General features: G+C 43.8%; 10 protein-coding genes and 2 pseudogenes. 8 read left to right on the forward strand and 4 right to left on the reverse strand.

All coding sequences use genetic code 11. The features are described from left to right. Positions 1 to 37 precede the first annotated feature (37 nt). From araE to eno, 7 genes are all read left to right on the forward strand, one after another. On the forward strand, positions 38 to 1,432 hold the full coding sequence (araE, locus tag QA442_RS04430) for an arabinose-proton symporter AraE (RefSeq protein WP_014665419.1): 1,395 nt from the start codon (positions 38 to 40) through the stop codon (positions 1,430 to 1,432). Positions 1,433 to 1,729: 297 nt separating this feature from the next. After that, positions 1,730 to 2,752, forward strand: a complete 1,023-nt coding sequence (gene cggR, locus QA442_RS04435; protein ID WP_014665418.1) for a gapA transcriptional regulator CggR — start codon at positions 1,730 to 1,732, stop codon at positions 2,750 to 2,752. Positions 2,753 to 2,798: 46 nt separating this feature from the next. Next, positions 2,799 to 3,806, forward strand: coding sequence for a type I glyceraldehyde-3-phosphate dehydrogenase (gene gap, locus QA442_RS04440; protein ID WP_003219957.1), 1,008 nt, complete (start codon positions 2,799 to 2,801; stop codon positions 3,804 to 3,806). Positions 3,807 to 4,123: 317 nt separating this feature from the next. Beyond that, a complete protein-coding gene (locus QA442_RS04445) occupies positions 4,124 to 5,308 on the forward strand; it encodes a phosphoglycerate kinase (RefSeq protein ID WP_071582417.1) in 1,185 nt (394 codons plus the stop codon). Positions 5,309 to 5,338: 30 nt separating this feature from the next. Continuing rightward, entirely contained in the window at positions 5,339 to 6,100 is a 762-nt protein-coding gene (gene tpiA / locus QA442_RS04450) for a triose-phosphate isomerase (RefSeq protein ID WP_279473748.1), read from the forward strand. Continuing rightward, complete coding sequence (gene gpmI / locus QA442_RS04455; protein ID WP_071582418.1) at positions 6,093 to 7,628, forward strand: 2,3-bisphosphoglycerate-independent phosphoglycerate mutase; 1,536 nt, start codon at positions 6,093 to 6,095, stop codon at positions 7,626 to 7,628. The genes tpiA and gpmI overlap by 8 nt, the downstream gene beginning before the upstream one ends. Positions 7,629 to 7,657: 29 nt before the next feature. Continuing rightward, positions 7,658 to 8,950 (forward strand): phosphopyruvate hydratase, encoded by a 1,293-nt coding sequence (gene eno, locus QA442_RS04460; protein WP_003151625.1) that lies wholly within the window; start codon positions 7,658 to 7,660, stop codon positions 8,948 to 8,950. Between the two features lie 328 nt (positions 8,951 to 9,278). Here the strand turns inward: eno and QA442_RS04465 are convergent, their stop codons facing one another. Next, positions 9,279 to 9,743 (reverse strand): GNAT family N-acetyltransferase, encoded by a 465-nt coding sequence (locus tag QA442_RS04465; RefSeq protein WP_095431914.1) that lies wholly within the window; start codon positions 9,741 to 9,743, stop codon positions 9,279 to 9,281. A 126-nt stretch (positions 9,744 to 9,869) separates the two neighbouring features. On the opposite strand from QA442_RS04465, the gene QA442_RS04470 reads away from it, so the two are divergent. Continuing rightward, positions 9,870 to 11,678 carry a zinc ribbon domain-containing protein gene (locus tag QA442_RS04470; RefSeq protein WP_095431913.1) on the forward strand — a complete coding sequence of 603 codons (1,809 nt, stop codon included), beginning with the start codon at positions 9,870 to 9,872 and terminating at the stop codon, positions 11,676 to 11,678. Positions 11,679 to 11,713: 35 nt separating this feature from the next. Here the strand turns inward: QA442_RS04470 and QA442_RS04475 are convergent, their stop codons facing one another. From QA442_RS04475 to QA442_RS22190, 3 genes and pseudogenes are all read right to left on the reverse strand, one after another. Further along, complete coding sequence (locus tag QA442_RS04475; protein ID WP_095431912.1) at positions 11,714 to 12,412, reverse strand: zinc ribbon domain-containing protein; 699 nt, start codon at positions 12,410 to 12,412, stop codon at positions 11,714 to 11,716. Positions 12,413 to 12,544: 132 nt separating this feature from the next. Then, positions 12,545 to 12,697, reverse strand: a pseudogene (locus tag QA442_RS22185) (YvbH-like oligomerization domain-containing protein); the annotation flags it as partial. Between the two features lie 4 nt (positions 12,698 to 12,701). Continuing rightward, positions 12,702 to 12,824: pseudogene (locus tag QA442_RS22190) on the reverse strand (PH domain-containing protein); the annotation flags it as partial. Positions 12,825 to 12,829 lie beyond the last annotated feature (5 nt).

A 12,829-nucleotide genomic window follows, 5' to 3' on the forward strand; every position in this document is an offset into this window, starting at 1 on the left:
GAAAACGCTTTACTCAACATTTCGGGAGGGCAGGGAAATGAAGAATACTCCAACTCAATTAGAACCAAATGTTCCTGTAACAAGAAGCCATTCAATGGGATTTGTCATTTTGATCTCATGCGCGGCGGGGCTTGGCGGCTTATTGTATGGCTATGACACGGCAGTGATTTCTGGCGCCATTGGTTTTCTGAAAGATTTATACAGCCTGAGTCCGTTTATGGAGGGACTTGTCATTTCAAGCATTATGATTGGAGGAGTTGTGGGCGTCGGGATATCCGGATTTTTAAGTGACAGATTCGGCCGGAGAAAAATTTTAATGACAGCCGCTTTGTTATTTGCGATATCAGCAATCGTTTCAGCACTTTCTCAAGACGTGTCCACTTTGATCATTGCAAGGATTATCGGGGGCCTGGGAATCGGGATGGGCTCATCGCTCTCTGTTACGTACATTACAGAAGCGGCGCCGCCCGCCATACGCGGAAGTTTATCATCCTTATATCAGCTCTTTACGATCCTGGGTATTTCCGCAACATACTTTATTAATCTGGCTGTGCAGCGGTCCGGAACATACGAATGGGGCGTGCACACCGGCTGGAGATGGATGCTTGCTTATGGAATGGTGCCGTCCGTCATCTTCTTCCTTGTCCTGCTCGTCGTCCCGGAAAGTCCGAGATGGCTGGCGAAAGCGGGCAAAACAAACGAAGCTTTAAAGATTCTGACACGTATTAATGGAGAAACTGTTGCAAAAGAAGAATTAAAGAACATTGAGAACTCTTTAAAAATAGAACAAATGGGGTCACTCTCCCAGCTGTTTAAGCCGGGTCTCAGAAAGGCGCTTGTCATTGGAATCCTGCTGGCGCTGTTTAACCAAGTCATCGGCATGAACGCCATTACTTACTACGGGCCGGAAATCTTTAAAATGATGGGATTCGGGCAAAACGCCGGATTCGTGACGACTTGTATCGTTGGAGTTGTAGAAGTCATCTTTACCGTTATTGCGGTGTTGCTGATTGATAAAGTCGGACGGAAAAAACTGATGTCCATCGGTTCTGCTTTTATGGCTATTTTTATGATTTTAATCGGGACGTCGTTTTATTTTGAGTTAACAAGCGGGATCATGATGATCATCCTTATATTAGGTTTTGTCGCTGCTTTCTGTGTTTCGGTTGGACCGATCACATGGATTATGATTTCTGAAATCTTCCCGAACCATCTGCGTGCGCGGGCCGCGGGCATTGCGACCATCTTTTTATGGGGAGCAAACTGGGCGATCGGACAGTTTGTGCCAATGATGATTGATTCGTTCGGGCTCGCCTATACATTCTGGATCTTCGCGGTGATTAACATCCTTTGCTTCCTGTTTGTCGTAACAATCTGCCCGGAAACGAAGAACAAATCGCTTGAAGAAATTGAAAAGCTCTGGATAAAATGAAAACGCTTTAAAAGAACAGCCCTTTCTATGAGAAGGGCTGTTTATATTGGGATGCACCATTTGGCGATTTCTGTATAAGATAAAGATATATAGGAAAAAATAGTGCTAGTTAAAACGCCGCGGCATGAAAACTCTGCGAATATTGTCGATGAATTGGCTCTTAACAGTTGAATAAACAATTCCACCCTGTTAAAATAATTAAAGAAAGCAGAAATGATTTTTTTTGGCTATGATGGGACGTTTTTTGTCATAGTGGGACATATAATGTCCAGCAAAAAAGGAAGGAACGTTTGAGTCATGAACCAGTTAATACAAGCTCAAAAAAAATTATTGCCTGATCTTCTGCTCGTTATGCAAAAGAGGTTTGAAATCTTGCAGTATATCAGGCTGACAGAACCCATCGGGCGAAGAAGCCTGTCTGCCAGTCTCGAAATCAGCGAGCGTGTGCTGAGGGGCGAGGTTCAGTTTTTAAAGGAACAGAACCTGGTCGATATTAAGACAAACGGCATGACATTGACAGAAGAGGGCTATGAACTGCTTTCTGTTCTGGAAGATACGATGAAAGATGTTTTAGGTTTGACGCTTTTGGAAAAGACATTAAAAGAACGTTTAAATCTAAAGGATGTCATTATCGTATCCGGAGACAGCGATCACTCTCCATGGGTCAAAAAAGAAATGGGTAGAGCGGCTGTCGCATGTATGAAAAAAAGATTTTCAGGCAAAAATATCGTCGCTGTAACTGGCGGTACGACAATTGAAGCTGTCGCCGAAATGATGACGCCGGATTCTAAAAACCGCGAGCTTTTGTTTGTGCCTGCAAGAGGCGGTTTAGGCGAAGACGTGAAAAACCAGGCGAACACCATATGCGCGCATATGGCGGAGAAGGCTTCAGGCACTTACCGGCTTTTGTTTGTTCCGGGACAGCTGTCACAAGGCGCCTATTCATCTATTATTGAAGAGCCTTCTGTCAAAGAGGTGCTGAACACCATTAAATCGGCGAGTATGCTGGTTCACGGAATCGGCGAAGCTAAAACTATGGCTCAGCGCAGAAACACGCCTTTAGAAGACTTAAAGAAAATAGATGATAACGACGCGGTGACAGAAGCGTTTGGCTACTATTTTAATGCGGACGGCGAAGTGGTCCACAAAGTGCATTCTGTCGGAATGCAGCTGGATGACATAGACGCCATTCCCGATATTATTGCGGTAGCGGGCGGATCATCAAAAGCCGAGGCGATCGAGGCTTACTTTAAAAAGCCGCGCAACACGGTTCTCGTCACAGACGAAGGAGCCGCAAAGAAGTTATTAAGGGATGAATAATCCCTCAATATAAATATCTCTCACTTATTTAAAGGAGGAAACAATCATGGCAGTAAAAGTCGGTATTAACGGTTTTGGTCGTATTGGACGTAACGTATTCCGCGCAGCATTAAACAATCCTGAAGTTGAGGTAGTAGCGGTTAACGATTTAACAGATGCTAACATGCTGGCTCACCTTTTACAATATGATTCTGTACACGGAAAATTAGACGCTGAAGTTTCAGTTGACGGTAACAACCTTGTTGTTAACGGCAAAACAATTGAAGTTTCTGCAGAACGCGATCCTGCTAAACTTAGCTGGGGCAAACAAGGCGTTGAAATCGTAGTTGAATCTACTGGTTTCTTCACAAAACGCGCAGACGCTGCGAAACACTTAGAAGCTGGCGCGAAAAAAGTAATCATCTCTGCTCCTGCTAACGAAGAAGATATCACAATCGTTATGGGTGTTAACGAAGATAAATACGATGCGGCTAACCACGATGTTATCTCTAACGCATCTTGCACAACAAACTGCCTTGCGCCGTTTGCAAAAGTACTTAACGATAAATTCGGCATCAAACGCGGTATGATGACAACTGTTCACTCTTACACAAACGATCAGCAAATCCTTGATCTTCCGCACAAAGACTACCGTCGTGCGCGTGCAGCAGCTGAAAACATCATCCCAACATCAACTGGTGCTGCTAAAGCAGTTTCTCTAGTTCTTCCTGAACTAAAAGGCAAACTGAACGGTGGAGCAATGCGTGTTCCAACTCCAAACGTTTCTCTAGTTGACTTGGTTGCTGAACTGAACCAAGAAGTAACAGCTGAGGAAGTAAATGCAGCTCTTAAAGAAGCAGCTGAAGGCGACCTTAAAGGAATCCTTGGCTACAGCGAAGAGCCATTAGTTTCTGGCGACTACAACGGAAACAAAAACTCTTCTACAATCGATGCTCTTTCTACAATGGTTATGGAAGGCAGCATGGTAAAAGTAATCTCTTGGTACGATAACGAAAGCGGCTACTCTAACCGCGTTGTTGACCTTGCAGCTTACATCGCAAAAAAAGGTCTTTAATTTATAGCTGAAAAAGGACCTGACTTGGTTCTTTTGAATAGAAGCGCTATAATGAAAGCGGACAAGGGAAGGGGACGGACTCCCTTTCCCTTTTTCCATGAAGACCGGCTTTCAGAAAACGCTCTGTGAAAGAGAAACGACCGCGTTTTTAGCAGCTTTGCCGGCGCTTTCGCCTAAGGCCGCTGCCCTGGCTTTTAGACGAACTGCCCTGTGCCGAAAAAAGACTGCGAACTGCCCTAGCGGCGTTATCGCTTGACCAGACGGTTTCACGTTTTTCGTGCTGTATGCAAACCATTTTGAAGGAGGATCTCCTAGGCATGAATAAGAAAACTCTCAAAGACATCGACGTAAAAGGCAAAGTTGTATTCTGCCGCGTTGACTTTAACGTTCCAATGAAAGACGGGGAAGTAACAGACGATACACGTATCCGTGCTGCGCTTCCAACAATCAAACACCTTGCAGAACAAGGCGCAAAAGTCCTTCTTGCGAGCCACTTAGGCCGCCCGAAAGGCGAAGTAGTTGAGGAGCTTCGTTTAACTCCTGTCGCTGCACGTCTCGGCGAACTGCTTGGCAAAGAAGTGAAAAAAGCGGATGAAGCTTACGGCGATGCTGTAAAAGCACAAATTTCCGAGATGAAGGACGGAGACGTTCTTGTATTGGAAAACGTACGTTTCTACCCTGGTGAAGAGAAAAATGATCCTGAGCTTGCAAAAGCATTTGCTGAGCTTGCAGATGTATATGTAAATGACGCATTCGGTGCTGCCCACCGCGCTCACGCATCTACAGCTGGAATTGCCAAGCATCTGCCAGCAGTCGCAGGTTTCTTAATGGAAAAAGAGCTTGATGTACTCGGAAAAGCGGTTTCTAACCCTGACCGCCCATTCACGGCGATCATCGGCGGAGCGAAAGTAAAAGACAAAATCGGTGTAATCGAAAGTCTTCTTGATAAAGTAGACAACCTGATCATCGGCGGAGGTCTTGCTTATACATTCGTAAAAGCGCTTGGCTATGAAGTCGGTAAATCTCTTCTTGAAGAGGATAAAATCGAGCTTGCGAAATCATTTATGGACCGCGCGAAAGAAAAAGGCGTTAACTTCTATATGCCTGAAGATGTACTCGTTGCAGATGATTTCTCTAACGATGCAAACGTAAAAATGGTGCCGATCTCTGAAATCCCTAGTGATTTAGAAGCAATCGACATTGGTACGAAAACACGCGAAACATATGCTGACGTCATCAAAAACAGCAAGCTTGTCGTGTGGAACGGACCGATGGGCGTATTCGAAATCGACTTGTTCGCTCAAGGAACAAAAGCGGTTGCGGAAGCATTGGCAGAGGCGAAAGATACATACTCTGTCATCGGCGGAGGAGATTCTGCGGCAGCGGTTGAAAAATTCGGCCTTGCTGACAAGATGAGCCACATTTCAACAGGCGGCGGCGCATCCCTTGAGTTTATGGAAGGCAAAGAGCTTCCAGGGGTAGCTGCACTTAACGATAAATAATCTCAAAACTGCTATAAGGAAGTGGAACAGATGAGAAAACCAATTATCGCCGGTAACTGGAAAATGAACAAAACACTCGGCGAAGCTGTCAGCTTCGTTGAAGAAGTGAAATCTTCCATTCCAGCAGCAGACAAAGCGGAAGCTGTTGTTTGCGCGCCAGCACTTTTCCTAGAAAAGCTTACTTCAGCTGTTAAAGGCACTGACCTTAAAGTCGGCGCTCAAAACATGCACTTCGAAGAAAGCGGCGCGTTCACAGGCGAAATCAGCCCGGTTGCTCTGAAAGACCTTGGCGTTGACTACTGCGTCATCGGACACTCTGAGCGCCGTGAAATGTTCGCTGAAACTGATGAAACAGTTAACAAAAAAGCACATGCTGCTTTCAAACACGGCATTGTGCCGATCATCTGTGTGGGTGAAACGCTTGAAGAGCGCGAAGCCGGCAAAACAAATGATCTAGTTGCTGACCAAGTGAAAAAAGGCCTTGCTGGTCTTTCTGAAGAACAAGTTGCTGTTTCTGTTATTGCGTATGAGCCAATCTGGGCAATCGGAACAGGCAAATCTTCTACAGCGAAAGATGCGAACGACGTGTGTGCGCATATCCGTAAAACCGTCGCTGAAAGCTTCAGCCAAGAAACTGCAGACAAGCTTCGCATCCAATATGGCGGAAGCGTAAAGCCTGCAAACATTAAAGAATATATGGCAGAGTCCGATATTGACGGTGCTTTGGTCGGCGGCGCGAGCCTTGAGCCACAGTCATTCGTTCAATTATTGGAGGAAGGTCAATATGAGTAAAAAACCAGCTGCACTCATCATTCTTGATGGGTTCGGATTACGTAACGAAACAGTAGGAAACGCAGTCGCTTTAGCGAAAAAACCGAATTTTGACCGCTATTGGAACCAGTATCCTCATCAAACATTGACTGCTTCAGGCGAGGCTGTAGGTCTTCCTGAAGGGCAAATGGGGAACTCCGAAGTAGGTCACTTAAATATCGGTGCGGGACGTATTGTGTACCAAAGCTTAACACGCGTAAATGTTGCCATTCGTGAAGGAGAGTTCGAACGCAATCAAACATTCCTTGACGCGATCAGCAACGCGAAAGAAAACAACAAAGCCTTGCACCTGTTCGGTCTTTTATCTGACGGAGGCGTGCACAGCCATATCAACCATTTATTCGCACTGTTAAAGCTTGCGAAAAAAGAAGGGCTGACAAAGGTTTATATCCATGGCTTCCTTGACGGCCGTGATGTAGGTCCGCAGACAGCGAAAACGTACATCAACCAATTGAACGATCAAATCAAGGAAATCGGTGTGGGTGAAATCGCCAGCATTTCCGGACGTTACTACTCTATGGACCGCGACAAACGCTGGGACCGTGTAGAAAAAGCGTACCGCGCAATGGCGTACGGCGAAGGCCCATCTTACCGCAGCGCCCTGGATGTTGTTGATGATTCATATGCAAATGGTATCTACGATGAATTCGTGATTCCATCTGTCATCACAAAAGAAAACGGTGAGCCTGTTGCGAAAATCCAAGACGGCGATTCTGTGATTTTCTATAATTTCAGACCGGACCGCGCCATCCAGATTTCCAACACGTTCACAAACAAAGACTTCCGCGATTTCGACCGCGGCGAGAATTATCCAAAGAACCTGTATTTCGTCTGCCTGACTCACTTTAGTGAAACAGTTGACGGCTATGTAGCGTTTAAACCGATAAATCTTGATAACACAGTCGGAGAAGTATTATCTCAGCACGGATTAAAACAGCTTCGAATTGCAGAGACTGAAAAGTATCCGCACGTCACGTTCTTTATGAGCGGCGGCCGTGAAGCTGAATTCCCGGGTGAAGAGCGTATTCTCATCAACTCGCCTAAAGTTGCAACGTATGACTTGAAGCCTGAAATGAGTGCGTATGAAGTGAAAGACGCGCTTGTCAAAGAAATTGAAGCTGACAAGCATGACGCGATCATTCTGAACTTCGCAAACCCTGATATGGTCGGCCACTCCGGAATGGTTGAACCAACAATTAAAGCAATTGAAGCAGTGGACGAATGCTTAGGCGAAGTCGTTGACGCGATTCTCGCTAAAGGCGGACACGCCATCATTACCGCTGATCACGGTAATGCTGACATTCTGATTACAGAATCAGGCGAACCGCACACTGCGCATACAACAAACCCAGTCCCTGTGATTGTAACGAAAGAAGGCGTTACGCTGCGTGAAGGCGGAATCCTAGGAGACCTTGCACCAACGTTATTAGACCTTCTCGGTGTTGAAAAACCGAAAGAAATGACAGGAACATCTTTAATTCAAAAATAATTTGAAAATCAAAAGGAGAGACAAAACTCATGCCATACATTGTTGATGTTTATGCACGCGAAGTATTAGACTCCCGCGGCAACCCAACAGTTGAAGTTGAAGTATATACAGAAACAGGAGCTTTCGGCCGCGCGTTAGTGCCAAGCGGAGCTTCTACAGGTGAATACGAAGCGGTTGAGCTTCGTGACGGCGACAAAGACCGTTACCTTGGAAAAGGCGTGTTAACAGCTGTTAACAACGTAAACGAAATCATTGCACCAGAGCTTCTTGGCTTTGATGTAACTGAACAAAACGCAATCGATCAGCTTTTAATCGAGCTTGACGGCACTGAAAACAAAGGCAAACTTGGTGCGAACGCAATCCTTGGCGTATCTATGGCTTGTGCGCGTGCTGCTGCTGATTTCTTACAGATTCCTCTTTACCAATACCTTGGAGGATTCAACTCAAAAACTCTTCCTGTACCGATGATGAACATCGTAAACGGCGGAGAGCATGCTGATAATAACGTGGATATTCAAGAATTCATGATCATGCCTGTAGGTGCTCCTAACTTCCGTGAAGCACTTCGCATGGGCGCTCAAATCTTCCACAGCCTGAAATCAGTTCTTTCTGCTAAAGGAATGAACACAGCTGTAGGTGATGAAGGCGGATTCGCTCCAAACCTTGGTTCTAACGAAGAAGCGCTTCAAACAATCGTTGAAGCAATCGAAAAAGCCGGCTTCAAACCTGGCGAAGAAGTGAAACTTGCTATGGATGCTGCATCTTCTGAGTTCTACAACAAAGAAGACGGCAAATACCATCTGTCTGGCGAAGGCGTTGTGAAAACATCTGCTGAAATGGTTGACTGGTACGAAGAAATGGTTTCTAAATACCCAATCATCTCTATCGAAGACGGACTTGACGAAAACGACTGGGAAGGCCACAAGCTTCTTACTGAGCGTCTTGGCAAAAAAGTTCAGCTTGTTGGTGACGACCTCTTCGTTACAAACACGAAAAAACTTGCTGAAGGTATTAAAAACGGCGTAGGCAACTCTATCCTGATTAAAGTAAACCAAATCGGTACATTGACTGAAACATTCGATGCGATCGAAATGGCGAAACGCGCAGGCTACACTGCTGTTATCTCTCACCGTTCTGGTGAAACTGAAGACAGCACAATCGCTGACATCGCTGTGGCAACAAACGCAGGACAAATCAAAACAGGTGCTCCGTCTCGTACGGACCGTGTTGCGAAATACAACCAGCTTCTTCGCATCGAAGATCAGTTGGCTGAAACTGCTCAATATCACGGTATCAACTCTTTCTACAACTTAAACAAGTAATAAAAAGACCGCCGAGTTAAGTCTCGGCGGTTTTTTTATGCAAACTTTCCTAGCTTCAGCTTTTATTCTCCTCCTGTCTATTTCCTATATTGATGTACAAACAGTTTTGAGTTTTTTAAAGACGTCCCGACTGAATACTTTGGAAGAATTTTCTCACTTATTTTTTCTGATTGTAGAACCTCTTTCAGCAGCTGTTTACACAGGCCTTCTAGTGTTTATAGATGCTGATTATATCTGTCTTTCGGTCTGACTCTCATGCTGGCTTTTTTTATCATATCAGTGAGACATGGAATGCAGCGGGGTACCGGGAAAAAAGCCATCAGCTCTTTTATGAAAGATCCAAATAAAGCCTCACCATATCGCGGCATTGAATCCCGTTTTCAAAAATCTCTTCATCATAGTGTCTGATAAAGAAATCATGGTCGATTGACTGAAGGCGGAATCCGCATTTTTGATAGAGAGAAAGCTGATGAATGCTTGAATTCCCCGTCCCGATTTCAATTGTGTCCGCCCCCAGCTCCTTCGCCTTTTCGATGGCGTCAAGTACAAGCTGTTTGCCAAAGCCCTTCTTCTGAAGAGATTCTTTTACGGCAATATTTATAATTTCAACCGTTTGCGGCCTTGTTTTTAGCAACACATAAACACCTGCAAGCTCATCACCGGCCCAAGCCGTGTAACATTCTCCCCTCTCAAGGTATTCATCTACAATGTCTTTGGACGGATCGGCGAGCAGCAATAGATCATATAATTCGTCATTTGTATCTTCTCTTAATTCGATCCTGAGTTTTTGCATATTCTTACCACCTTTTTTAGTCTGATAGACATTTAATTTTTTCATTCGTTCCCAATTTCATTCTGTTTTATTATAAAATATGAAAAGTAGTAAATGTTATCAATTCAGTAGAATAGGAGGAAAGTCATGTTTTTTTGCAAGAATTGCGGTACTAAGAATAATGAAGGGGCCAAGTTTTGTAAAGAATGCGGCACCCCGATCGGAGGGAGCAGTAAACAGGCCGATCCAGAAACAGCAAGCACTGCCGAAACGAGGCAGGCTCCGCGAAAACCGATCCCTAAGAAAACCATCATTTTATGGAGCAGCATTGCCGCAGCGTGCGTTATATTATTTGCCGCATATAAAACCGGAGCGTACTTTACTTCAAAGGATAGGTTAATTGCCAAGTTTGAGCAGGCCGTAAATGATGAGGACAAGGATCAAATCGCGTCTCTTCTCACACCGGTAAATGACAAGCTGAAGCTCACTAAAAACAATGTAAAACCGTTTCTTACATATTTGAAGGACCATCCAGACAAAAAGGATGAACTTTTTGCATCGCTGCGTGATGAAGCAGCCCAGAAGGACATTGTATATGCGGAAAAAGACGGGAAAAGCCTGCTGGTATTCGATCATTACGACTTAATGATAGCACCTGTTTATTTTGAAGTGGCCAGCAATTATAAAAATACCGATTTATATGTCAATAAAGAGGAAGCCGGATCTGTAAAGAAAGCCGATCAAGCACAAACCCTTGGTCCGTACATTCCCGGTGAATATACAGTCTCAGCCAAACTGAAAAACGATGTCGTCGATCTTGTGAAAAAAGAAGACATTCAGGCAGTTGGCGATAACAGCTTTCGTGTAGATCTCTCATTGGAAGCAGACGATGTGACATTCAGCTTAGAGGATGACATCAAGAGCGGGAAGGGAGATTTACTGATTAACGGCAAGTCGATTCATAAAGATCCATTCAAAACTTTTACATATGGCCCTCTTTTGACTGATGGCAGTATGTCGGCGACTGTGAAAACTGACTTTCCATGGGGAAAGCAAATGACTGATGCAATGCCAATTACAGGTAGCGACATGAAGATGAGATTAGTTCCCGATAAAGAAACAAAAGAAAACATCATAGAAACCATTAATAAGGCGACTGAGCAATACACGGCTGCCTTTTCCAATGGGAAAACCGAACAGATGACAAAAGCTGTATCCGATGTTAAAGCTCAAACGAAAAAACAAATTTCAGAGATGAAGAGCAATCATATGTATTATAAGGATAAATATATAGAAACAGATTACGATCTTGATTCATTTGCTATTTCACAAAGTGACAAGGGACAATGGATTGTTTCAGTGAACGGAAATGAACTTCACGAATCAGCTTATTTTGATGATTATACAGAACCTGAGATGAAACAAGAACATACAGCTTATCGTTATTATTTGTCTTATGATAAAAAACAACAAGAATGGAAGCTTGAGAGTGCGGAGACCACTTCTGATTCCATAGGAGACCATATAAAAACTCTTAAAAATGAAAATCCTAAAATATACACCTCCGCTTGGGCGTCATCAAATGAGTCCAAAGTTAATCCCGACACACTTACAAAAGAGCAAGTGACATCATTTATGGTTGATTATCTGACAAATCAATCAAGTGCTGTGAGTTTAAATGAATTTGCAGTGATGGAAGGTAATTTGGAAAAAGGAAGCACATTATATGCTGATCAGCAGAAACTAGTTAAGAAATTGTATAGCGAGGGGACGACTGAAGTATTTATTGATGTAGAGGTCAAAAGCTTTAGTCAAAGCGGCTCGAATATCACAATTAAAACATACGAAGAATTCGAAATCACAAAATCAGGCGGCAGTCCAAAGCTCAGAACATATAACTGGACTTATACCGGCGTAGTAAAGAACGGAAGAATATACTTAACGTCTATTCAATAAAAGAACCCCATCGCCAGCAGGTGATGGGGTTCTTTTTAAAAGAGCATATAACGGAAAATCTCTTTGACATAGTGTTCGATAATAAGCTGAAATGTGACGCAGATGATCAGATAAATCACAATCGTTGAGTAAATGACGTCAACCTTCCCTTTATATGAATGCTGGTAACTGCTCAACATCGCAGGAGGAATGGCGAAGAATGCACCGATTAAACCAACGGCTAATATAGTAAAGCAAATGTCTGTATGTAATAAAAAGAAGAAAAGGGCAAGAATCAAAATAGCCGTAAACGGAATGAGAAACGCTCCGAATCTTGAGAATGAATCTTTAAAAGACACTTGGTTCCCCGCGATTTTCAGGGCGGAAAAAATGCATGCATGCAGGCCAAATAGAAATAAAATAAAATAAATGGTTGGCTCTAAGAAGATTGCTGTAAAGCTTACGCTTCCGGGACCGTCTGAAAAAAGAATATAAAACATCAAAGGGGTCAGCAAACTAAAAAGAACCAGCGTGATCACCGCGCTGATCAACTGCTCTCCGCCTGTTGCTTTGCATTCCTGATAAGGGCGTTTCAGGACGGCCAGGACAAATGAACCGAACTGTTTTGCTGCTTGTTTTGCAGCGGCTCCAGTCTGAGATGTCTGCTGTTGGCCTGATTGACCAGGGAGCGGCGAACCGCATTTCTCACAAAACTTTCCGCCATCAGTTTGATGGCCGCATTGAGGACAATACATAAAATAACTCCTTTACCTGTAATATAGGGAAAATAGACTAATAGTTTTATTATAAAAGAAAAAAGTTGTAAAGTAATCAATATTCATACAAAAAAAGACACGAGCCTTATAGCAGCTGTGTCTTTTTTTATGCTAGTTATTCATATATTGCTCAAATACATCTCCAAAATCCTTGATATGATACTGCGAGCGAACGGATGTCAGCCAAGTGAATCCGAATTTGGTCAGTTCTTTATATTGCGTTTCAATATTGACGTGCTCAGGGCGGGTATGGTGAAGAATCGTCGCTGTGGACATCAATGTCGAATTGTTCACCGCCCAGCTTAAACTTAATTTCAACATCCAAATCGACTTTTCCGACAGTTTCAAGAAAAACGTCAGAGATTTTATATTGCGAATAAGGGTAGCGTTTCTAAC

The sequence above is a fragment of the Bacillus stercoris genome (assembly GCF_029772985.1).
Classification (GTDB): domain Bacteria; phylum Bacillota; class Bacilli; order Bacillales; family Bacillaceae; genus Bacillus; species Bacillus stercoris.

Bases quoted from the DNA above. Each gene is read 5' to 3' on its own strand.
- araE (WP_014665419.1), top strand. From the start codon at position 38: ATGAAGAATACTCCAACTCAATTAGAACCAAATGTTCCTGTAACAAGA.
- cggR (WP_014665418.1), top strand. From the start codon at position 1,730: ATGAACCAGTTAATACAAGCTCAAAAAAAATTATTGCCTGATCTTCTG.
- gap (WP_003219957.1), top strand. From the start codon at position 2,799: ATGGCAGTAAAAGTCGGTATTAACGGTTTTGGTCGTATTGGACGTAAC.
- QA442_RS04445 (WP_071582417.1), top strand. From the start codon at position 4,124: ATGAATAAGAAAACTCTCAAAGACATCGACGTAAAAGGCAAAGTTGTA.
- tpiA (WP_279473748.1), top strand. From the start codon at position 5,339: ATGAGAAAACCAATTATCGCCGGTAACTGGAAAATGAACAAAACACTC.
- gpmI (WP_071582418.1), top strand. From the start codon at position 6,093: ATGAGTAAAAAACCAGCTGCACTCATCATTCTTGATGGGTTCGGATTA.
- eno (WP_003151625.1), top strand. From the start codon at position 7,658: ATGCCATACATTGTTGATGTTTATGCACGCGAAGTATTAGACTCCCGC.
- QA442_RS04465 (WP_095431914.1), bottom strand. From the start codon at position 9,743: ATGCAAAAACTCAGGATCGAATTAAGAGAAGATACAAATGACGAATTA.
- QA442_RS04470 (WP_095431913.1), top strand. From the start codon at position 9,870: ATGTTTTTTTGCAAGAATTGCGGTACTAAGAATAATGAAGGGGCCAAG.
- QA442_RS04475 (WP_095431912.1), bottom strand. From the start codon at position 12,412: ATGTATTGTCCTCAATGCGGCCATCAAACTGATGGCGGAAAGTTTTGT.